17 protein-coding genes are annotated in these 23058 nt (G+C 39.4%); 1 reads left to right on the top strand and 16 read right to left on the bottom strand.

Annotated features, from left to right (window positions below; all coding sequences use genetic code 11):
* Nucleotides 1-135: 135 nt before the first annotated feature.
* The 12 genes from AC3B6B_RS04875 to AC3B6B_RS04820 all read right to left on the bottom strand — a co-directional run bounded on the left by AC3B6B_RS04875 (nt 136) and on the right by AC3B6B_RS04820 (nt 17864).
* Nucleotides 136-4431: a PolC-type DNA polymerase III gene (locus tag AC3B6B_RS04875; RefSeq protein WP_489757548.1), complete on the bottom strand. Its 4296-nt coding sequence runs from the start codon at nt 4429-4431 to the stop codon at nt 136-138.
* A gap of 18 nt (nt 4432-4449) precedes the next feature.
* The gene (locus tag AC3B6B_RS04870) at nt 4450-6156 is read right to left on the bottom strand and encodes a proline--tRNA ligase (protein WP_489757547.1); all 1707 of its coding nucleotides are present in this window, start codon (nt 6154-6156) and stop codon (nt 4450-4452) included.
* Between the two features lie 28 nt (nt 6157-6184).
* Nucleotides 6185-7456: an RIP metalloprotease RseP gene (gene rseP / locus AC3B6B_RS04865; protein WP_489757546.1), complete on the bottom strand. Its 1272-nt coding sequence runs from the start codon at nt 7454-7456 to the stop codon at nt 6185-6187.
* A 15-nt stretch (nt 7457-7471) separates the two neighbouring features.
* Nucleotides 7472-8287, bottom strand: coding sequence for a phosphatidate cytidylyltransferase (locus AC3B6B_RS04860; RefSeq protein WP_489757545.1), 816 nt, complete (start codon nt 8285-8287; stop codon nt 7472-7474).
* 14 nt (nt 8288-8301) lie between these two features.
* On the bottom strand, nt 8302-9024 hold the full coding sequence (gene uppS / locus AC3B6B_RS04855) for an undecaprenyl pyrophosphate synthase (RefSeq protein ID WP_489757544.1): 723 nt from the start codon (nt 9022-9024) through the stop codon (nt 8302-8304).
* A gap of 338 nt (nt 9025-9362) precedes the next feature.
* Complete coding sequence (frr, locus tag AC3B6B_RS04850) at nt 9363-9920, bottom strand: ribosome recycling factor (RefSeq protein ID WP_489757543.1); 558 nt, start codon at nt 9918-9920, stop codon at nt 9363-9365.
* Nucleotides 9920-10645 carry a UMP kinase gene (pyrH, locus tag AC3B6B_RS04845; RefSeq protein WP_489757542.1) on the bottom strand — a complete coding sequence of 242 codons (726 nt, stop codon included), beginning with the start codon at nt 10643-10645 and terminating at the stop codon, nt 9920-9922. Before pyrH ends, frr begins: the two co-directional genes overlap by 1 nt.
* Before the next feature lie 102 nt (nt 10646-10747).
* The gene (tsf, locus tag AC3B6B_RS04840; RefSeq protein WP_489757541.1) at nt 10748-11626 is read right to left on the bottom strand and encodes a translation elongation factor Ts; all 879 of its coding nucleotides are present in this window, start codon (nt 11624-11626) and stop codon (nt 10748-10750) included.
* A 156-nt stretch (nt 11627-11782) separates the two neighbouring features.
* On the bottom strand, nt 11783-12571 hold the full coding sequence (gene rpsB, locus AC3B6B_RS04835; protein ID WP_489757540.1) for a 30S ribosomal protein S2: 789 nt from the start codon (nt 12569-12571) through the stop codon (nt 11783-11785).
* Between the two features lie 169 nt (nt 12572-12740).
* Complete coding sequence (locus tag AC3B6B_RS04830; protein ID WP_489757539.1) at nt 12741-16505, bottom strand: BspA family leucine-rich repeat surface protein; 3765 nt, start codon at nt 16503-16505, stop codon at nt 12741-12743.
* 368 nt (nt 16506-16873) lie between these two features.
* Nucleotides 16874-17146, bottom strand: coding sequence for a GIY-YIG nuclease family protein (locus AC3B6B_RS04825; RefSeq protein ID WP_489757538.1), 273 nt, complete (start codon nt 17144-17146; stop codon nt 16874-16876).
* Nucleotides 17139-17864 (bottom strand): tRNA1(Val) (adenine(37)-N6)-methyltransferase, encoded by a 726-nt coding sequence (locus tag AC3B6B_RS04820; protein WP_489757537.1) that lies wholly within the window; start codon nt 17862-17864, stop codon nt 17139-17141. The genes AC3B6B_RS04825 and AC3B6B_RS04820 overlap by 8 nt, the downstream gene beginning before the upstream one ends.
* 54 nt (nt 17865-17918) lie before the next feature.
* Here AC3B6B_RS04820 and AC3B6B_RS04815 point away from each other — a divergent pair, with 54 nt between their 5' ends.
* Entirely contained in the window at nt 17919-18548 is a 630-nt protein-coding gene (locus tag AC3B6B_RS04815) for a lysophospholipid acyltransferase family protein (protein ID WP_489757536.1), read from the top strand.
* A gap of 50 nt (nt 18549-18598) precedes the next feature.
* On the opposite strand, the gene AC3B6B_RS04810 is transcribed toward AC3B6B_RS04815, so the two are convergent.
* The 4 genes from AC3B6B_RS04810 to AC3B6B_RS04795 all read right to left on the bottom strand — a co-directional run bounded on the left by AC3B6B_RS04810 (nt 18599) and on the right by AC3B6B_RS04795 (nt 22999).
* Complete coding sequence (locus AC3B6B_RS04810; protein WP_489757535.1) at nt 18599-20380, bottom strand: ABC transporter ATP-binding protein; 1782 nt, start codon at nt 20378-20380, stop codon at nt 18599-18601.
* A 12-nt stretch (nt 20381-20392) separates the two neighbouring features.
* Nucleotides 20393-22126, bottom strand: a complete 1734-nt coding sequence (locus AC3B6B_RS04805; protein ID WP_489757534.1) for an ABC transporter ATP-binding protein — start codon at nt 22124-22126, stop codon at nt 20393-20395.
* A gap of 177 nt (nt 22127-22303) precedes the next feature.
* The gene (locus AC3B6B_RS04800) at nt 22304-22522 is read right to left on the bottom strand and encodes a YneF family protein (protein ID WP_489757533.1); all 219 of its coding nucleotides are present in this window, start codon (nt 22520-22522) and stop codon (nt 22304-22306) included.
* A gap of 216 nt (nt 22523-22738) precedes the next feature.
* Nucleotides 22739-22999, bottom strand: coding sequence for a DUF896 domain-containing protein (locus AC3B6B_RS04795; RefSeq protein ID WP_489757532.1), 261 nt, complete (start codon nt 22997-22999; stop codon nt 22739-22741).
* Nucleotides 23000-23058 lie beyond the last annotated feature (59 nt).

Below are 23058 nucleotides of genomic sequence, written 5' to 3'. Positions count from 1 at the left end.
TATCGTGCTTATTCAGCTAGTTTCATGCAGCCTGCAATAAAAAGAGTGAGCATTCCTGCTCACTCGTCATGTGAAATCAACTTAGTTAAAGTATATAACTACCAGCTGGTTTTTTCAAGTTTTAGACTGGAACTCTTAGAACAACGACAACTGATTCTCATCAGGCATGCCGTCTAAAACGTGGTTCTGGGTTAAATAATCAATAATTGATTGGGAGACATGGCCCCGTTTCGATAAATCTTCTTTCGATAAAAAGGGCTGTTCTTCACGGGCGGCCACAATTTGTTTAGCCACATTTAAGCCTAAACTGGGGACTGCCACAAATGGGGCTAACAATGTATGATCATCCAAAATTTTAAAATTCATCGCATCCGAATGGTCTAAATCAACCATTTTAATCTGAATACCGCGTTCCAAACATTCATTGACAATTTCTAAAACCGTCAACAAGCTCTTATCTTTAGCGCTCGCATCATTGCCCTGCTCATTAATAGACTTCATCTCCGCCTTCACGGCTTGTTTACCACTGGCCATCGCAACCAAGTCAAAGACATCTGCACGGACAGACAAATAAGCGCAGTAATAAATAAGCGGCATATGCACTTTAAAGTAGGCAATTCGTAACGCCATCATAATATATGCTGTCGCATGCGCCTTCGGGAACATATACTTGATTTTCAAACAAGATTCAATATACCAATCAGGAACATTTTCGTTGGCGCGCATCACTTTTTGCCATTCATCCGGGATTCCTTTACCTTTACGAACATGTTCCATAATTTGAAAAGACATGCCCGGCTCTAAGCCCCAATGAATTAAGTCCATCATAATATTATCACGACAACCAATCACATCTTTTAACGTGACGATGCCTTGCTGAATATATTCTTCCGCGTTACCTAACCACACATCCGTACCGTGGGATAACCCTGAAATCTGTAATAATTCAGAAAAAGTGGTCGGATGCGTTTCTTCCAGCATGCCTCGGACAAATTTAGTTCCAAACTCCGGTACCCCTAATGTTCCCATTTTGGAATCAATCTGCTCCGGCGTCACGCCTAATGATTCAGTTCCGGAAAATAACGCCATAACCCCAGGATCATCAGTGGGAATTGTCTGCGGGTCAATGCCTGACAAGTCTTGCAACATCCGAATCATCGTGGGATCATCATGGCCCAAGATATCCAGTTTCAAAATATTATCGTGAATGGAATGAAAATCAAAATGCGTCGTTTTCCAAGCAGCACTTTGATCATCAGCTGGATACTGAATGGGCGTAAAATCATAAATATCCATATAATCTGGCACAACAATAATGCCCGCCGGATGTTGACCGGTGGTTCGCTTAACGCCAGTTGCTCCCGCTGCTAAACGATCCTTTTCCGCACCACGAAATTTTTGATCCGTTAATTCTTCATAGTTGCTCACGTAACCATAAGCTGTCCGGTCAGCCACCGTACCAATCGTTCCCGCCCGAAAAACATGGTCTTCACCAAATAAGACCTTTGTATAATTATGGGCAATTGGTTGGTAATCACCTGAAAAGTTCAAATCAATATCCGGAACTTTGTCACCATTAAAACCTAAAAAGGTTTCAAACGGAATATCATGGCCATCTTTCGCCAACTCTTGACCACATTGTGGACACACTTTATCAGGCAAATCAAAACCAGAGCCCACTTCACCCTTCGTGAAGAACTCACTATATTGACAATGAGGACACCGATAATGGGGCGGTAATGGATTAACTTCGGTAATTCCGGTCATCGTGGCCACTAAACTAGAGCCGACGGAACCTCTTGAACCAACTAAATAACCATCTTTATTACTCTTATAAACTAAGCGCTGTGAAATTAAATAAATGACCGAAAAGCCGTTACCAATAATACTCTTCAACTCCCGGTCCAAGCGTTTTTGCACAATTTCTGGCAACGGATCACCGTACAACTCATGCGCTTTATTGTAAGTTAAATCTTGAATCTCTTGTTCCGCCCCCGGCATCTTAGGCGTATACAATTTATTTTTTACAGGTGTAATCGCACCATCTACCCAATCAGCAACAATCTGTGGATTATCAATGACCACTTGGTGCGCAGTTTGCTCACCTAAGAATTGAAATTCTTGCAACATTTCCGTGGTTGTTTTAAAGTCCGCTAGCGGTAATTTTTGTCGTGCCAATGGGTTACTCTTTACTGCCTTGACAATAATATCACGATAAATCGCATCTTTCGGATCTAAATAATGCACGTCCCCACTCGCCACGACTGGCTTATCTAACGTTTGACCCAGCTTCACAATATTACCCAAGATTTCTTCTAACGCACTTTGATCTTGAATCAAACCAGAATCAAGTAAGGGCTGGTAAATCGCATGGGGCATGACTTCTAAATAATCATAAAACTGCGCTTTTTGATAAGCTTCATCGTAGCCCTTTTGCATCATCGCTGTAAACACTTCACCGGAACTGCAAGCAGAACCGACCACTATTCCGGCACGATATTCATTCAAAATTCGGCGCGGTACCCGTGGTGTGCGGAAATAATATTCCGTCATCGAACTGGAAATAATCTTAAATAGGTTTTTAAGTCCAGCCTGGGTGGTGGCTAATAAAGTTGCATGATACGGCCGCGCTTGTTTGTATGCTTCGCGGCCACCTAAATGATCATTTAATTGCAAAATGTTCGTCGTTTCAAATTGCTCTAACATTTCTTTAAACAAAGCATACAATAAATAACCCGTGGTAGCGGCATCCGAATTAGCTCGATGGTGGTGCTCTAACTTAATATCATACCGTTTAGCTAAGCTGTCTAACTTATGATTACGATATTCTGAATGTAAAGTCCGCGACATTTCTAGGGTATCAATGATCGGTACCGTGACAGGTTGATAGCCGCAACGCCTGCGCGCTGCATTTAAAAAGCCAATATCAAACGTAACATTATGACCAGCTAAGACGGCATCACCAACAAAGTCATTAAACTTATCCATCACTTCTTGTTCAGAATTACTGTTATGCACCATTTCATCAGTAATTGAAGTTAAATTAATTGTCGTTTGTGATAAAGGATGTCCCGGATCAATAAATTCATCAAATTCCGCAACGATTTTGCCAGCTTGCATTTTGACAGCTGCCAATTCAATGATGGAATCATAAACAGCCGACAAACCAGTCGTTTCCACATCAAAGACTACATATTCTGCAGTTGCCAAAGCTTCATCACGTAAGTTGTAGGCAATGGGTTCTCCTTCATCGACTAAATTAATTTCCACTCCATAAATAATTTTGACACCGTATTTTTGACCAGCACTATAAGCATCCGGAAATGATTGGGCTGTCGAGTGATCTGTAATCGCAATTGCTGGTTGCTGCCAGTCCGCTGCCCGTTTCACCAAGTCAGTCGTCGAACTGACCGCATCCATTTGGCTCATATTAGTATGCACATGCAGTTCAATCCGTTTTTCTTCAGCTTGATCCTGCCGCCCAATTTTTTTAATTACATTTAAGTCATAAGCATTAATCGTTAATTCCCGGGAATAGTTATCTTCTTGTACCGAGCCGCGCGCTTTCAGCCAAGTCCCCTTCGTAAAATCAGCGAACACAGCGTCACTATCACCATTTTTGGAAAACTTTTTAATAACAAAGGAAGACGTATAATCAGTGGCTTCTAAAATCAACAATTGCCGTCCTGAACGTAATTGGCGTACTTCGGAACTAAAAATATAACCTTCCACTACGACTGATTGCTGTTCTTCCACAATATCTTTCATTGCTACCACGGGGGTGTCACTAGCAATTTTTTTGCCAATAATGGAACTGGCTTTCCCCGAACTAGTCGGGTTAGCCTGGGCCTTTTTGACATTTGCCACCAATTGTTGCTGCTGCTGTTGTTGCTGTTGTTTTAATTGTTCAATTCGAGCCTGCGTTTGCGATTGATCAACTAAGACTTTGATCCGCATTTTTGGAAAACCCATCTGTTGCAATGTAGTTTCCATCTCTTGCAAATACTTACTTGTTAAATAATCTTTTAAAACTTCATTATTAACTGTTAGTAACAGCTCTTGTTCCAGCAACTGAGGCGGGGCTTGTTGTTGTAATTCTCGATAAATGGCCGCATTTAATTGTTGGCGTTCCACCACTATTGGCCAATAGGCATTGAGCAATTGTTGATCGAACTGTTGATTGCTTGTTTGAATAACTAAGTCCACCAGCTTCACGCCCTCAAAAGCGGTCTGTAAATGTTGGTAAAAAATTTGGTACGTTTTGGCAGGTAAAATTTGTTCAAATTCTAAAACAAAAGTCCATTGCTGAGATTCAGTATGGACTTTAACTTTTTGAATTTGAGCTGATTGAAAAATCGCAGTCTGTCGAATATCTTCCGGTAACTGCATTTGATCCAAGAGATTCTGAAACATTGCTCGTGAATCAGTCATATCATCACCTCAAATTATTTAATTATTGTGTAATAAGATCTTAATGGTCTCTTTAATATCGCCCACGGCAACTTCCACGGATTCTTGTTGCTGCCGCAATTTAACTTCTACGATTTGATCGCTGGCTTTCTTACCAACGGTAATCCGTACGGGCAAACCGATTAAATCAGCTTCCGCAAATTTAACCCCTGGCCGTTCCTTACGATCATCGACTAAAACACTTAAACCACTAGCGGTCAAATCAGTTTCAATCTGCTCAGCGAGTAACATTTGTTCTTCTTTTTTAGCATTCATGACAACTACATGAACCTGATAAGGTGCTAGTTCCCAGGGCCAAATCATCCCCGCATCATCATGATGTTGTTCTACAATGGCAGACAATAAACGACTAATACCAATGCCATAGCAGCCCATAATGATGGGTTGTTGTTTACCATTTTCATCCAAGAAGTTCGCATTTAAACTTTCAGAGTATTTCGTACCCAACTTGAAGATATGGCCAATTTCAATGCCCCGTGTAAAATGTAAAACTCCCTTATTGTCTGGTGAGAGCTCGCCTTCTTTGACAGTCCGAATATCGGCATATTGTTCAACCTGATAATCTCGAGGGGCATTCACGTTTTGATAATGTAATCCTTTTTGATTAGCACCGGTTACAGCATTAGTCAAATCCTGAATGGACAAATCACCAATCACTTGAATTTCCGACGCTAAATTCATGGGACCAATAAAACCGGGCACACTATGAAAAATTTCGGCAACTTGTTGATCTGAAGCGGGAGTTAATTCGTTCACCCCTAATAAGTTCTTTAACTTCGTTTCATTCACCGCAAAATCACCACGGATCAAAGCCAATACCGGCTTCTTATCAGCCAAATAGGCCACACACTTAATAATTTGCGCAGCAGTGACATCAATATCCTGTGCTAAATCGGCCACCGACTTCACTTGCGGATTAACTTTGATTTCTGATAATGGCAACATTTCAGCTTGCGGGTTAGGAGTTAAAACGCTCGTAGCCATTTCTAAATTGGCAGCATAATCACTCACATCCGAATACACAATCGTATCTTCGCCAATCGGGGCCACAGCGTGAAATTCTTTCGAACCACTACCGCCCATATCACCAGAATCCGCCAAAATTGCCCGAAAATCTAAACCGCTACGTTCAAAAATTTTGCGATAAGCTTGTTCAATTTGATCAAAAATTGTATCCAAATCATCCGTATTGGCAGTAAAAGAATAAGCATCCATCATCAAAAATTCACGCCCCCGCAACAAACCGTAACGTGGACGATCTTCATCACGAAACTTCGTTTGAATTTGATATAACACTTGTGGCATTTTTTTGTAAGAATTCAAAACGTTGCTAACTAACGAAGTCATCGTCTCTTCATGTGTAGGCCCTAAAATAAAGTCACGTTGGTGGCGATCCTTAAACTTAAATAAGTTATCACCATAGGTGTCATAACGGCCACTTTGTTGCCATAATTCAGCCGGCAAAACGGCCGGAGCCAACATTTCTACACAGCCAACTTGTTCCAATTCTTCACGAACAATTCGTTCAATGTTCCTTAAAACCCGATAGGCCAAAGGCAAATAAGCATAGACTCCAGCTGATATTTGACGAATAAAACCTGCTCTCAACATCAATTGATGACTAACTGCCTCAGCATCACTAGGGGTTTCCTTTAATGTTGGTATAAATACCCGTGATTGTTTCATAAATTATTTTCTCCCTTACTCCTAAAGATTATTTCACAAAGAAGCGCGTAATATCATTCCAAGTCACTGCGACCATTAAGATCAGTAACAAGCCCACACCAATCAAATTAACCACAACTTCTGTCTTTTGAGAAACGGGCTTACGGCGAATGGCTTCAATAATATTTAACAATAACTTTCCACCGTCTAAAGCCGGAATGGGTAGTAGATTCATAATACCTAAATTAATTGACAGCCAACCAATAAACAGTAACACTTGTTGCCAACCCATGGCTGCTACCTGACTAGTTTCGGAATAGATTGCTACGGGACCACCCAGTTGGTTAATGTTAAAACCACCAGTAACCATTTTCTTGAGCGCATTCACAATTGTTGCCACCGCACCAACGGCTGATTGAACGCCATATTTTAAGGTGGGACCTAGGCGGTGATCACGTGCTTGCATAATCCCGATTTGACCAATAGTTTGCTTACCTTCTTTAACAGCCCGCGGTTTAATAGTCACATGCTTAATGCGCTTTTGCGGCGTTTTAACCGTTAATTGAGTCATTTGCTTAGGCCTTTGACTAATCGCTTGGACTAATTGAGTCCAATTATGAATGGGTTTGCTAGCAACTTTAACTATCTGATCGCCCGTCTGTAATTGTGCTTGCGCAGCTGGCGAATGGGATTGAATTGTCCCCAACTGAGCTGAATTGCTCGGTGCTCCGCCCAAAATAAACGCACATAAAATGTAGACTAACATACCAAAAATAATGTTATTCAACGGACCAGCTAAGTTCGTTAAAAACCGGTGCCACAAACTAGCTGAATTAAATTGCACATCCAGTGGTGCAATCTGCATAGCATTATTACTTTGATCAATTAAAACCGCATCATGATCAACTGAAAACCGTTTTAAATGTTCATCATCACCAGCTTCATAACCCTCAATAAACAACTCCCGTTCCAAATCACTCTGGACAACTTGAAAAGGGATTAAAGTGGAATTATTAGTATTTTGTGAATTATCAATTTCCACAACTTGCTCTTGCTCATTGAGTTTCAGACCGACTAAAGTACCGGGTTTCAGCTGTTCGTCATCATCTTCGGCCCCCGCTAACATCACATACCCGCCCAACGGCAAGAGTCGAATGACGTATAAGGTATGGTTGCGTGTATAAGAAATCAATTTTGGCCCCATCCCAATGGAAAATTGGCGCACCAAAATGCCGGATTTTTTAGCAAAATAATAATGTCCAAATTCGTGAACAAACACAATAAGTCCAAAAACAATGATAAAAGTTAATATTGCAACCAAATAACTTCCTCCTGATTACATGAAGCCCAACGAATGAATTAACGGTAAGACAAATAACATACTATCAAAGCGGTCTAAAATGCCACCATGACCAGGTAAAATTTTGCCCGAATCCTTAACGCCATAATACCGTTTATAAGCTGATTCGACCAAGTCGCCCACTTGTCCAATAATTGATAGAAAAATCGTAATTAAAATTAATAACCAGATATTATGTGGAACATTGTCCATATAATTCCATTGGTTAAAACCTAACATATAAATCAAGGCAAAAATCACGGCACAGATGACCCCACCGATCGAACCTTCCCAGGTTTTATTAGGACTGATGGCTGGATACAACTTATGTTTACCAATAGCGCGACCAATAAAATAAGCACCACTATCTGTTACCCATACAATAATCATTCCAAATAAGAGCAATGACAAACCACCAGCATCCGAATTACGAATCGCAGCTAGATAGTGAAAACCATTTCCAATATAAAACATGGATAAAATTGTTGTCCCAGCATCTTCAAAATTATAACTATTTTTGGTGAAAACCGTCAAAATTAATAACAAGGCGACAAACACGTATGCCAAATCAAATCGTGAAAAGGCATCGGGTAACCAAGTTAACGCTTTTTCGGGCAAAGATAGTAGTAACACGCCGATGGCCCCAATTAAAAAGTCAGGGGACACAATAATGCGTTTACGCATAATGTAAACTTCAGATAAACCAATCACTGCCAGGACAGAAGCCGCTACATCAATCCAAACTCCACCTGCTACTAAAATTGGAATAAAAATAAGTAAAGCAATTACTGCTGTAATAATTCTTGTTTTCAAAATAAACTCCTAATCTATTGTTTTATGCCGCCATACCGCCGATCTCTTTGCCCAAAACTTAAGACATCACGCCGCAGATTTTGGGCACTATAATCAGGCCAATATTCATCCACGAAAACCAGTTCCGAATATGCTAATTCCCATAAGTAGAAATTAGATAACCGCTGTTCTCCACTGGTGCGAATCAACAGATCAGGTTCTTGCAAATCGGCTAATTGCGCAGTCATCAAATACTGACCAAACATTTTTTCATCTAGTTGATCTAACAACTCAGGATGTTCTTGAGCTTGGCGGCCAAATAATTTAACAGCATTAACAATATCACTTCTAGCGCCATAGTTAAATGCAAAATTCAAAATCATGCCCGTATTATTTTTGGTTTGGTCAATGGCTTTTAAGCAAACTTCGCGCGTTTTGGCAGGTAACTGTTCCACAAAACCTGTGATAAGCACCTTAACATTATTCTTCATCAAATCTGGCATGAATTTTCCAAAAAAATCAATTGGTAAATTCATTAAAAAGCGCACTTCCTTGGAAGGACGTTTCCAATTTTCAGTCGAAAAAGCGTAAACTGTCAAAGCAGAAATGCCCATTTGACTAGCAGCACTCGCTACTACTTGTAAATTATTCATTCCGGCGCGATGTCCCGCAATCCTTGGCAAGCCGCGTTTTTGTGCCCAACGCCCATTGCCATCCATAATAATTGCTACATGACGTGGTAGAACTTGATTAACCATTTTGAAAACTCCTAATAAAGTTTAAAGAGACTGGGGTAAAAGATCATTATACAGCTAATTCAACTAGGTTAAGATAGTTCAATGAAAAACCACTTAACCTATTGTATACTTCAAAGTCAATCCGGTTACTTTACTGACCAACCTTGGTTTCAGCCACCTAAGATCATTAATACCTTAAATAGTTAACAACTCCAACAAGAAGCGAGAACACAATAAGTTTTCGTCATTCAAGACGAAGTTTTACTTATTATAATGCGCCAAAACTCATGCAACTGCTAACCAATTCTTCCAGTCTCTTAATGTTCTAAACGAAGATATCTGATATCTTCCTCTATCGGTTAAAGAACTACTAATTCTTTGGATTTGTCATCAGTAATCTGCTCAATTTTTTTGATATTTTGATCAGTTACCTTTTGCACTTGATTTTCTAAATCATGCATTTCGTCATCAGTAATCTCATGATTTTTTTGTTGCTTTTTCAAAGAATCCATGGCTTCACGGCGAATATTGCGAACAGCCACTTTCGCATTTTCGGAAATTTTGCCAACTTCTTTGACTAATTCCTTGCGCCGTTCACCAGTTAATTGTGGAATTACCAAGCGAATCACATTGCCATCATTAGCTGGGTTAATGCCAATATCAGAAGCTAATAAAGACTTTTCAATATCTTTTAACGCAGACTTATCAAACGGCGTAATCAAAATTACCCGGGCCTCTGGAATACTGATGGAAGCCACTTGGTTAATTGGCACTTCAGCGCCATAATATTCCACATTAATACCATTTAAAATACTAGCATTCGCCCGACCTGCGCGAATTTGACCGAGTTCGCGTTGCAAGGCATCGGCACTTTTTTGCATATGAGCTTGTGTTTGTTCAATAATTGTTTGGGTCATTAATTTTTGCCTCCTTGAATAGTTGTTCCAATACTTTCGCCTTGAACAACTCGTAAAATATTATCCGGTTCATTTAAGTTAAAGACCACTAACGGAATATCATTATCCATGGATAATGAGCTAGCCGTCGAATCCATCACACCAAGTTTTTTATTAATCACATCAAGTTGGGTCAATTCATTATATTTAACTGCTGAAGGATCTTTTTGCGGATCAGCGGAATAAACACCATCCACCCCGTTTTTCGCCATTAAAATCACATCAGCACCAATTTCGGCTGCCCGTAAAACTGAAGTCGTATCAGTCGAGAAATAAGGACTACCCGTTCCTGCTGAAAAGATGACCACGCGTTGCTTTTCTAAATGGCGAATGGCTTTGCGACGGATATACGGTTCAGCAATTTGCCGCATTTCAATGGAAGTTTGAACCCGTGTGGGAACGCCGACCTTTTCTAGACCATCTTGCAACGCCAAACCATTCATCACGGTGGCTAACATTCCCATATAATCAGCTTGGGCGCGTTCCATTCCTAATTCAGCACCAGTTTCTCCACGCCAAATATTACCGCCACCACACACAATAGCAATTTGCACTCCGAGTGCATGAACTTTTTTAATTTGTTGGGCAATATTTGCAATTACCGGCGGATTAATGCCAAAACCATTTTGACCTGCTAAAGCTTCACCGCTTAATTTCAATACAATTCGTTGATATTTAACAGTCATCGTTAACTCCTTACAATTTTCTTCTAGGGTTCATTTTACCATAACCAGTAATCAATACTGAATTTTACCTAAAATTAGCCAAAAAAAAAGCGCTGCGCGCTTTTATTTAATCTGACCCATAACTTCATCAACAAAGTTATTCTCTTGCTTTTCAATTCCTTCGCCAACTTCATAACGAACAAATGAAACTAACTTGCCACCTTTAGAGGCAACAAACTTAGCAACAGTTTGGTCAGGATCTTTGACAAAATCTTGATCAGCTAAACTAATTTCTGACAAGTACTTATTCAAACGACCTTCAACGATCTTTGGCACAATCTTTTCTGGTTTGCCTTCATTGATCGTTTCTTCAGTGTAAACTTGGCGTTCATGGTCAATGACATCAGCTGGCACTTGCGAACGATCCAAATATTCTGGATTAATCGCTGCTACGTGCATAGCAACATCATGCGCTGTTGCTTCATCAGCATCAGCAATCACTGTCAAAGCAGCTACTTGACCACCATTGTGTAAATAGGAGCCAAAACTTTCATTATCCTTTTTGGTAACTACTGTGAAGCGCCGCAGAGTGATTTTTTCACCAATCACGGCTGTTAAATTCGTAATGGCATCAGCAATACTGTTACCATCAGCCAACTTAATTTGGGAAGCAGCTGCTAAATCAGCAGGCTTTTGTTCCGCAATTGCACTCGCAATTTGGGAAACTAAGCTGGTAAATTTGTCATTGGAAGCCACAAAATCAGTTTCGGAATTAACTTCAATAATGGCAGCTGTATTGCCTTGAATTTCAATCGCAGCTAAACCTTCAGCAGCAATCCGGTCACTCTTCTTGGCAGCCTTGGCAACACCTTTTTCACGTAATTCGTCAATCGCCTTTTGCATATCGCCATCAGCAGCGACTAAGGCCTTTTTAGCATCCATCATACCAACACTTGTTCTATCACGTAATTCTTTAACTTGCGCAGCTGTAATTTTAGCCATCTCTAGTCCTCCTAACATTATACACACCAAAAGAAGCTGAATCGCAAAGTTTCATTAACGAAACACTTTCACGGTTATCTTACCAAAGTCTCACAGTTTAATACTAATTTGACTTCAGTTACAGCTTCTTAAAATGACTTAAAATAATAATTTTATTTATTTATCAGAATCTTCAACGACTTCTTCGATCGATTGTTCGCCGTCATTGTCTTCACTAGCAGCAGCTTGCGCCATCTGTTCTTCTGGCAAATCAACGTTTTCTTCACCTTGACGACCTTCAATAATCGCATCAGCCATCTTGGAAGTAATCAAGCGAACGGCCCGAATAGCATCATCGTTAGATGGAATAATCACATCAATGTCATCGGGATCCGTGTTCGTATCAACCATCGCAACAACTGGAATGTTCAACTTTTGGGCTTCCCGAACAGCAATGATTTCTTTGTGTGGATCAACTACAAACATTACATCAGGGATCCGTGGCATATCTTCAATACCACCCAAGAATTTTTCTAATTTTTGTTCTTGTTTAACTAATAAAGCAGCTTCTTTTTTAGGTAAACGTTCGAATGTGCCATCTTCAGACATCTTCTTGATTTCTTTCAAACGCTTAATCCGGCTTTGGATTGTATCCCAGTTAGTCAAAGTACCACCTAACCAACGATGGTTCACATAAAATTGACCAGCACGAGTTGCTTCTTCAGCAATAGAGTCTTGAGCTTGCTTCTTGGTACCAACGAACAAGAAGACACCATCATCAGCAGCAACATCTTTCATAAAGTTGTAAGCATCATCAATCATATGCACAGTCTTTTGTAGATCAATAATGTAGATACCGTTTCTTTGTGTAAAGATATACGGCTTCATCTTTGGATTCCAACGCCGTGTTTGGTGTCCAAAATGAACACCAGCTTCTAATAATTGTTTCATTGATAAAACAGACATAATTCCATAACCTCCATGGTTTTTCCGCCGTTGACTTTAACTGATTTGTCACACCTTCGTGCACCAACAAACCAAAAATCAACGTGAGTATTTAATACAATCACTTATTATACTAAAGAACTAATTCACACGCAACTAATAAATTGAACGCTAGCCATTACAAAGCAAATCACTGTAAAGAATTTTCTAATGACCACGTCACTGTGGCACTATAATTAGCAGCATGCACAGGATTAGCAGGATTGCGCAAGTCTAATTGAGGACCAGCAATTTGTTGTTGACTATTATTCCACCAGCGATCTGAAATATTCGTCACAGCGTTGCCCGAACTATCAACGGGTGTGTTGTAATGAGCATAGCTATCAATCAGTGTTGGCACTTTGGTAATGGCTAAACTACTATGATTAGGAGCTAAATACTGCAAAATATTCGTCAATGCCGTCGCGGAAGAACCGCCAGAATAATTAAAATCATCTTTCATAGCTAATGATAACTGCCAACTCGGAGCCCCAGTATCATCATTGACCGCCAATTTTTGATCCAAAGCACTAGCTTTCAAAGCATAAACTTGTCGAGAAGTCTGGACAATTTTCTTACCAAAATCTAAATCATTAGGAACCTTCATGGTCATCGTCCCCGAACGATATTGCAAATTCATTTGATACGGTTGGAGTAACGGATTATCAGAGGTTACAATGGAAGGAAAAGTTGCGATCGGTGTCGACTGCAAAGTATAACGGTGATACTTAGTCTTAATCACTGGTGGGACATCAGCCGTAGGAATGGTCGAGCCAACGGTCCCAACAACCGTTTGCGCTGGTTTAGAATGCCCTGCTTCATTAGTATCCAGAACGGGCGTCCCCGTACTTTGGTCTAAATAATTGATTTGCACCAAACTATTCTCCGCTACCTTCACGGTTGCCGCCGGAGAAACTTGCGGATTTTCTGTCGTAAACTGCGCCCCACTATCAACTGCATAAAACTGGATTTGGTGACCACCAGCTTTCGGGGTAGCTAACGTTTTTAAATCTGTCGGGTCAGTCAACGCTAGTTGCCAAGCAGCCCCGCCCGCTAAATCATCACCCGTTGCAGTTAGAGCCGAACCCACCGGTTGACAATTATTAGTGACCTCAGCAATGTTGGTAATTGGTGTCGTTGGATCAATTGCATAATATAATTGCACATTATTACTATCTGAATCCGCAACGGTTCCAGAAATGTCTAATTCAGGTAGTGGTGTAGTTTGTCGATAATCATGACAATAGTTCATGCTTAACGAAGTAGTCGCACTAGCACCCAATTTAATTAAAGGTTGTTGGTTAGTTAACTTGCTACGCCAAACTAGAGTCGTCTTAGCAGGACGCGCAGTACCTAAAAAGTCATTTAAATCATCAACGTTATCGTAAATGGCGCCATTAGGATGAAAGTCATCACTGCCAGTACCCACTTCTTGCCAACCACCTAAAGTCTGATAAGTCTTACCTGTTATAGCGTCAGTAAATTTAGAATTATTGCTAGGACAACTTAGATATGTGCTATAAGTGTCATGGCTATTGGTAACAGTTTTCCAAACGGCATCTGGGCCTAAAACTAATTTACGTAGTGAAGGAGTTTCAATAAAAATATCATTAAGCGACAAATAGTCTGTTAAATTTTGAGTTTGAAAATTACCCAAGTCCAAACTTGTTAAATTCAGACAATACTCAAACATATCAGACATATTTTTAACAGCGCCAGTATCAAAATTTGTTAAATTTAGATTCGTTAAGCCACTGCAATTAGCAAACATCGAAGACATATTAGTTACTTGTTTTGTATCAAAGTTGGTAATATCTAAATCTTTTAAGCCACTACAATAAGAAAACATCGAATACATATTTTTAACGGCGCCAGTATCAAAATTTGTTACATCCAAATTCGTTAAGCCACTACAATAAGAAAACATCGAATACATGTCGGTCACTTTAGCTGTCACAAAGTTCGTCACATCTAAATTCTTTAAACCTCTACAACCAGCAAACATCGAAGACATGTCGGTCACTTTAGCTGTCACAAAGTTCGTCACATCTAAATCTTTTAAGCCACTGCAACTAGAAAACATCGAAGACATACGTGTTACTTGTTTTGTATCAAAGTCGGTCACGTCTAAATCCGTTAAGCCACTGCAGCCAGCAAACATCGAAGACATATTAGTTACTTGTTTTGTATCAAAGTCGGTCACGTCTAAATCCTTTAAGCCGCTGCAACCAAAAAACATCGAAAACATATTAATTACTTGTTTTGTATCAAAGTTGGTCACGTCTAAATCCGTTAAGCCACTGCAATTTCTAAACATTGCAGACATATCGGTCACTTTAGCTGTCACAAAATGCGTCACATCTAAATCCGTTAAGCCACTGCAGCCAGAAAACATCGAAGACATATTAGTTACTTGTTTTGTATCAAAGTTGGTCACATCTAAATCCTTTAAGTCTCTACAACCAGCAAACATCCCAGACATACCACATAGCGAATCAGAATGAACATAAACTATATTATTCACTTGACTAGTGTCAAATTTGGTTACATCTAAATTTGTTAAGCTGATACATCTATCAAACATCTCAGACATATTATGAACATTCGCTGTATCAAAGGTGGTCACATTCAAACTTGTTAACCCCTCGCAATCTTCAAACATTTCCGACATATCTAACACATTAGCAGTACTAAAATTAGGATCTTGCGTAAAATCTAGTTTAGTCAAACTACTGCAAAAACTAAACATATTATTCATCGTTGTTACCTTTGTAGTATTCAGCTTAGTTATATTTAAATTTTTTAGTTGGGAACAGTGATAAAACATGGAAGACATATTTTGTACATTAGACGTATCAAAGGCCGTCAGATCAAGGCTAGTTAAATTTGAACAATAATCAAACATTTGACTCATATCAATAACATGACTTGTATCCCAACCAGTTAGGTTTAAATCAGTTAAACTTTCACAAAACAAAAACATAGAACTCATATCAGTTATGGAAGATGTATTAAAGTGACTTACATCTAAAACAGTAACATTTGCCGCGTATTCAAACATTCGACTCATATTAATAACCGAATCAGTATTAAAACTACTTACATCAATAGTCTTAGCACGACACTGGTAAAACATTAGAGACATATCAGTAACCTTATTAGTTACAAAATTGCTCAAATCTAAATCCGTCAACCGACTAGTATCATAAAACATTTTCGACATGTCCTTGACATTAGCAGTATCAAAGTGGGTCAAATTTAAACTTGTTAAATTTCTGCACTCCCGAAACATCGCAGGCATATTAATTACCTGACTCGTATTAAAGCTGGTCAAATCTAAATCTGTTAAAGAATAGTCATTATAAAACAATTCACTCATATCTGTCGCATTACTGGTATCCAAATTATTCAAGCCGGTAATTATCTTACAAGCAGTTAAATTGGCAAACACATAACCACTGTCTGTCGGCAGCTCTACGCCTGGTTCAATATCCACTTTTTGAATGTAAGCATGATAAGGTATCCAGTTCTCACCTGCATACATACTCCAAGAATAATCCACATCAGTGTACTCAGCACGAACTGCTAAGATTCCTGAATTAATCGTTAAAGTCCCATCTGTAGCTAAGGTCCACGAACAAGTGCCCGCCATACCGGTCACTGGCGCAGTTAAGGTCATAAAATTACTAATGGACGGCTCAGCTTTTTTGGTCGGTACCGCTGACTTTTCGTCAGTTTTCGGCTCTGTTTGCGTTAACGAGTTAAAGTTCTGGGGATTAACCAAGAGATCATCACTTTTATGTATGATCGCAATCGGCTTCGTCGTCGATTGGACAGAATGAACCGTGTGTCGCGCGCCCCCACCCGCAAATAACAAGGCTATTAGTAACATTAGCAATTTAAATTGTTTATTCATTATAATCTCCATTGCTTAAACTATCTACACAGATTTTGCCGTGAGCCTCCAACCACTCTGAACTACTTCCGATAATAGCGAATGATTAATAGCGTTTTCATTAAAGCTGGCAACAATATCCACTGAACATCTTAATCAGTTAATTTCGAATAAATTATAGCATGCTCATTAAATGATAACTAGAATGATTTTTGGGTCATTAATTTAATGTTTAATTAATTTAAAAGATAGTTTTTCTTTTTTGTCAATTAATTTGGCTCTACCCCGCTTTTTAGCGAACAAAGCACTTTTTCGAGTAAATTACTATTTGCTTTTTAAATTAAAATTTCCCCATCAAAAATAAAAAATAAAAGCCAGCCGCTTGGTTTTTATTTACCACTCAACTGACTATTTACACATCTTTTAATTAATTGCCATTTTTGTTGCCGTGTTAATTGTTTAATTTGCCATTCGCGCTTAGAAGCTTGGGAACGATTACCTACCTCTTCTTGATACTTTAACCGCACCGGCCGGCGCGGTTTGGTATACTTCGCCCCTTTACCCGCATTATGCATTTGAATGCGGTGGGCAACATCATTCGAAATACCCGTGTATAATGTACCATCGGCACATTGAACAATGTAGACACTATATTCATTCATGGACAAACTCCCGCAATTGTTGGGTGTAACTCCCATCTTGATTGTACAAAACCAACCCCGGCCAAATCTTGAGCCCATTTGTCCGCCGCGTTTTACGACATTTGATTAACACTAAGTTAGCCAAATCCCCTTGGTGCGGATAAACAAACAGTAATTCTTTCACAGGCAAGTGGTATTGCTGTAAGACTTGCTGCAATTCTAATAACCGATCTGGCCGATAAACAATATACAAACTGCCATTATCTTTTAACAGTTGACTGGCAACTTGTGCCAATAACTCTTGCGAAAAGAATAATTCGTGCCGCGCAATATTGTGAGAGCGCGATTTACCTAAAGTTGGCGTATCCTTCTTAGCAAAATACGGCGGATTGCAACTAATAACATCACAACTATCATGTTCCACATAATCTAAAGCGGCAGCAATATCTGTGTTAAATAAGTGTACGTTTTCTTGCAACTGATTTTTTTGAATCGACTGTTGCGCCAACTGCGCCAATGCTGTTTGCAATTCTAATAAATAAGTCGTTACTTGGTATTTCTTAGCTAGACACAAGCCAATAATGCCACTGCCACTACATAAATCCGCAACTACAACATGGGCATTGCGTATAGTAATCCAATTAGCTAATAAAACCGAGTCAATGGAACTGCGGTATAATTGGGTGTCTTGGATTAAATCTAAGTCAAATCCGGGAATTCGTTCGAAGGTTTTTGTCATCACATGTTTCCTTTTGCTATAATAAATTTGAAAATTAATATTTGAGGTAAAATTATGTTTTATAAATTTATGGTTCCAATTGTTCGCTTTATTGTCTGGTTGCTGAATGGTCACGTACGCTATGAAGGCCGGGAAAATTTACCGACCAATGAATCTTACATTATGGTGGCCCCGCATCGTACCTGGTGGGAACCGCTCCTGTTTGCCTTAGCTGTTAGCCCTACTCCCTGTGCTTTTATGGCCAAAAAAGAATTATTTAAAAACTCGTTTTTAGCCTTTATTCTCAAGCACGCCAATGCGTTTCCGGTTGACCGCAAGCACCCGGGACCATCAACTATTAAAACACCTGTCAAAGATCTGAACAAGCGCAATCTCAGTTTGATTATGTTTCCCTCTGGCACCCGTTACTCCAGCCAATTAAAAGGCGGTGCGGTCTTAATTGCCAAATTGTCTAAGAAGCCACTAGTGCCAGTTGTCTACCAAGGTCCAGTCAAATTCACGGGCTTTTTAAAACGACAACGTTGTGTTATCAAATTTGGGGAACCTATTGCTATCCCACGGACTCTCAAAGTTAACGAAGAAAATACTGAACTCGTTAACCAACAAATGAGTCAAGCGTGGCAACAAATTGATCATTCTATCGATCCTCATTTTCAATACGTGCCCCCAGTTAAAAAGCAATAATTCTTGCAAAAAAATCTGTCAGCCTAATCAACCTGCTGGCAGATTTTTTATTATGACAAACTTTCACTCTCTTGTAATTGATACAACTCATAATAAGAACCGTGTTGTTTTAATAATTGCTCATGATTACCTCGTTCGACAATCCGCCCATGATCCAACACAATAATTTGCGTCGACTCTTTAATCGTTGACAGGCGGTGAGCAATCGCAATACTCGTGCGCCCCGCACGCAAATTCTTTAAGCCAGCTTGAATCTGCTCTTCCGTTTCCGTATCAATATTAGCAGTTGCTTCATCTAAAACTAAAATTGTCGGATCCGTCACTAATGTTCTGGCAAAGGACAATAATTGCCGCTGCCCAGCCGAGAGACTACTGGTCCCCGGCGTCACTTGAGTTTGATACTTTTGGGGCAATTGTTCAATAAATTCATCAGCATGAACTAATTGAGCGGCTTGTTTAATTTGTTGATCCGTAATTGCTTGATCAAATAAGCGAATATTCGAATTAATCGTCCCATAAAATAAATACGAGTCTTGTAAGACTAAGCCTATCTGGCGCCGAATTTGCTTTAGCGGTAAATGCCTCAGATCATAACCATCAATCAAGATTTGTCCCGAACCATATTCATAAAAGCGTAATAAAATATTGATCATCGTACTTTTACCGCTACCTGTTTGGCCTACAATGCCCAAACTCTCACCCGGCTGTAGTTTAAACGATACATCATGCAGAACTTCTGGCCCATTGGGATAAGCAAAACTCACGTGACGAAATTCCACCGCTCCTTGCGTAATAGTGCCACGATGAGGTAATAACTGTTGGGGACCATATTCTTGACTATCTAAGATTTTGAAGGCGCGCTTACCAGCAACTACTCCATCTTGGAAAAAGGATAAATTATCCATAAAATTAGTAATAGGATTGAAAAACTGACTCACATAAGTGGTAAAAGCATATACTACACCAGCCTGCAAAATCCCAATATGATCTTTGAAACCTAGAAGCCCTAAAGCTGCAACTAATGCCAGTGTGTAGAGTAAATTGACAATTGGTGACAATAATAAGGAATTAATGCGGATCATGGATTGGCGCGCTTTCAAATATTGACTATTTGTCGTTTCAAATTCTTGTTGCGTCCGCTTTTGTTGGCGAAAATTTTGAATAATTTGAATGCCCTGAATAGTTTCACTGATTCGCGTATTAATTTCACTTAGTTTATTACGCATATACCGATAAGCCGCCAAACTATACTTATTATAAAGTTTAATCGTCAATAACAATAGCGGTACAAACGCTAAGACGACTAATGCGGTTACCCAATCAGTGACCCACATGGCAATAAAGGCCGCAATAATGGAGAAAACTCCGATCATCCCTGATAAAAAGACCTGCATAAAATCCGAAATGGACATTGTATCATTATTAACGCGCGACACAATCGCCCCGGGAGCCACCCGATCAAAATAACTCATCCCTAGTTGGTGTAATTTAGCAAACAACGCCCGCCGCAAGTCTTCTAGCATATACTCACTGCCCATATTAAAGGCAAACGTCGTAACTAATTGCCCAATGGAGCGCAGAATTACCCCTAACAGGTAAAGTAAAGCACAACCAATAATGATAGTTTGCGTCAGAGTAGCCCGAGTCAAATAATGATCCATATAATATTGTAAGAATTTGGGCAACAAAATATTCATCGTTGATTGTAATGTCACTGCTAAGGCCGCAATGATAAACGACCAATAATGCTTGCCAGCAAATTTTAATAATCGCCATACAATCTGATGTTGTTCTTTGGCAGATATGACTTGTTTTTGTTTCACTTCAGACATTAATCTTAGCTCCTAATAATTCATTTGCTGCCGTCGCCACATGACTTGATACCAACCCGGTTGGTGTATGAGTTGTTGGTGCGTACCGCGTTGTTGGATTTGCCCCTGTTGTAAAACTAAAATTTCATCAGCGTCCATCACGCTCCGCAGACGCTGGGAAATAATAATTAACGATTGCTGCTGTGTCCGTAACTGTCGTAAATTGTGATTAATTTGCACCTCAGTTTTAGCATCCAGTGCGGAAGTAGCATCATCAAACACCAGAATCCGTGGCTGTCCTATCACCGCCCGAGCAATCGCTAAACGTTGTTGTTGACCACCAGACAGGTTAACACCCTTTTCACCAATTAAAGTTTGATAACCCGCACTTAGTTCTTGGATATCCGCATCAATCGCGCCGGCCAGTGCCGCTTTTTTGACTGCAGTTTGAGGACTGTGATTATTGCCAAAACGAATATTATCTTGCACTGTAGCTGAAAATAAGAAGCTCGTCTGGGGTACATAACCGATATTTTTTAATAAAGTATCTAAACTGTACTGGCGAATATCCACACCGCCCAAAGTAATTTGCCCTTGGTACTGATCAAACCGGCGTAACAAAAGTTTAATCAAAGTACTTTTACCGGAGCCAACCCGCCCCACAATGCCTAACGTCTGTCCAGGTAACAAGTCAAACTTAATTTTTTGTAATGAAGGAACAGACCCGTCGGGATAAGTAAAACTCTGTAAATCAACTTGCAGTTGGCCACCAGTTACTTGAGTCTGGCCTACATTGGAATCAATAATGGCTGATTTTTCGTTTAAGATCGCTTGAATGCGATCAAAACTCGCATTACCGCGTTCCAAAATATTGAACAAGCGCCCAATCGCAAACATCGGCCACACTAACGCATTGATATAACCCACAAAAGTGATTAATTGACCAATTGTAATCACCTGATTAAGGACTAAGTGTGAACCATAAATAATCGTAATCACATACGTCAAGCCCATGATTAAACCTGTTAAGGGATCAAACAAAGCATCAATAAAGTTCACCCGTCGATTAATCTGAATCGTCTGCTCAACCTTTTGGTCAAAATCGGCAATATCTTCGTGTTCTTGACCAAAAGTTTTAATGACTTTAATTCCGGTCATACTTTCCTGTGTTTTATTACTCAATTGTGAAAAAGCTGCTTGCGACTGAGCAAAGTGATAATGTAACTTGCTTCCTAAAACGCGCGCCATCATGGCTAACAACGGTAAAGGCAAAACGGCAATTAACGTCAAACGCCAATCAACCAACCAAACCATCGCTACAATCGTTAAACCACCAGTAATGATCGAATCAGCTAAAGTCAAAATCCCTGAACCAGCAACATTTTGTACAGCCGAAATATCATTAGTCGCATGCGCCATCAGATCGCCAATGCGATGCCGCTTAAAAAAAGGGTCATCCATGTTCAAATAATGCCAGAATAAACGACTACGTAATTGGCGCTCTAATTGTGCCGCACCACCCCAAATTTCGCGGCGCCAACCAAACCGAAACAAATATTGCAAAAGCCCCGCACCTGCTACAATGAGCAACAACCAAATGGTTTTGGTCCAAGTCAACTGGTGTTGATTCACCCAATCTGAAAAGCGTCCAATCGCTTGGGGAATAATTAGATTCGTAATGGCTGTTAAAATCAGAAACATAATGCCAATTAAATAATGCTTTTTTTGTTCTTTAAAAAACCAATTCAATTTTTTGAATATTGTCACAATAAAACCTCACGTTTGCACTTTATTAATTTATTTTAACTTTAACAAATATTTTTAATATTTCAACACAAAGAAAGCACTCATTCTAACTAGTAATAGTTAAAATCAGCGCTTTAGCTGTAATCATTGCTGTGATTATTTAGCAGAGCATTTGAAGTTTTAAATTAGTTGACTTCATTATGCTTTTTTGGATTGGTTTTTCATCATTTGCATCATTTGGTTTAATTTCTTTTGTGATGGTTTTTGACCCATTTGTGCCATCATTTGCCGCATCATATCTGGTGAAATAGGTGGGTTGTCTTGCAGATACTTCTTCATATAAGCACGTGCTCCGAAAAAGCCACCAACTAATCCGACAATCAACATTACTATTCCCACTAGAACTGTCACTAACATTATTCATCCACCCTTGACTTATCTTTTAAGATTTAACTAGCAATACTACAATAACAATAAATTTTTTAATATTTTGGAGCCGAGATCAAAATAAGTTTTCGTCAATTTAGACGAATATTTTATTCTGATCATGCTCTCTTAACTTCTTTATTAATACTGTAGCCACTTTTTTAATTATAGCATAGTCATTCCCACTAATTGTGGTTAAATTACAATTTAATCTTCACGCCAGCCTTGTTCGCGCTGAATCTGACGCACTTTTTTCGACGTAACTTCTTTACCAGCCTTATCGTATAACTTCGTATGCTCAATCCGATCTCTTAAGCCGGAACGAAAATTAGCCAAATATTCTTGTCTCAAAGCTGCTTGTTCCCGTTTTTCCTCTGGATCTAAACCCTCATTTTTTTGTTTGTGTGCTAAAGTGTTAATCCGTTGAATTAATTCCGTTTGTTTTTTATTCTCATTAATTTCAGCCATCAAATTCTCCTTTCAACCAATGTCAATTTGAAACTACTACAAACTTATGCTAATCTTAG

The sequence above is a fragment of the Bombilactobacillus sp. ESL1197 genome, from assembly GCF_058107145.1.
Note: the sequence above shows the minus strand (reverse complement) of the source record. Positions and strands in the feature narration are given on the sequence as shown.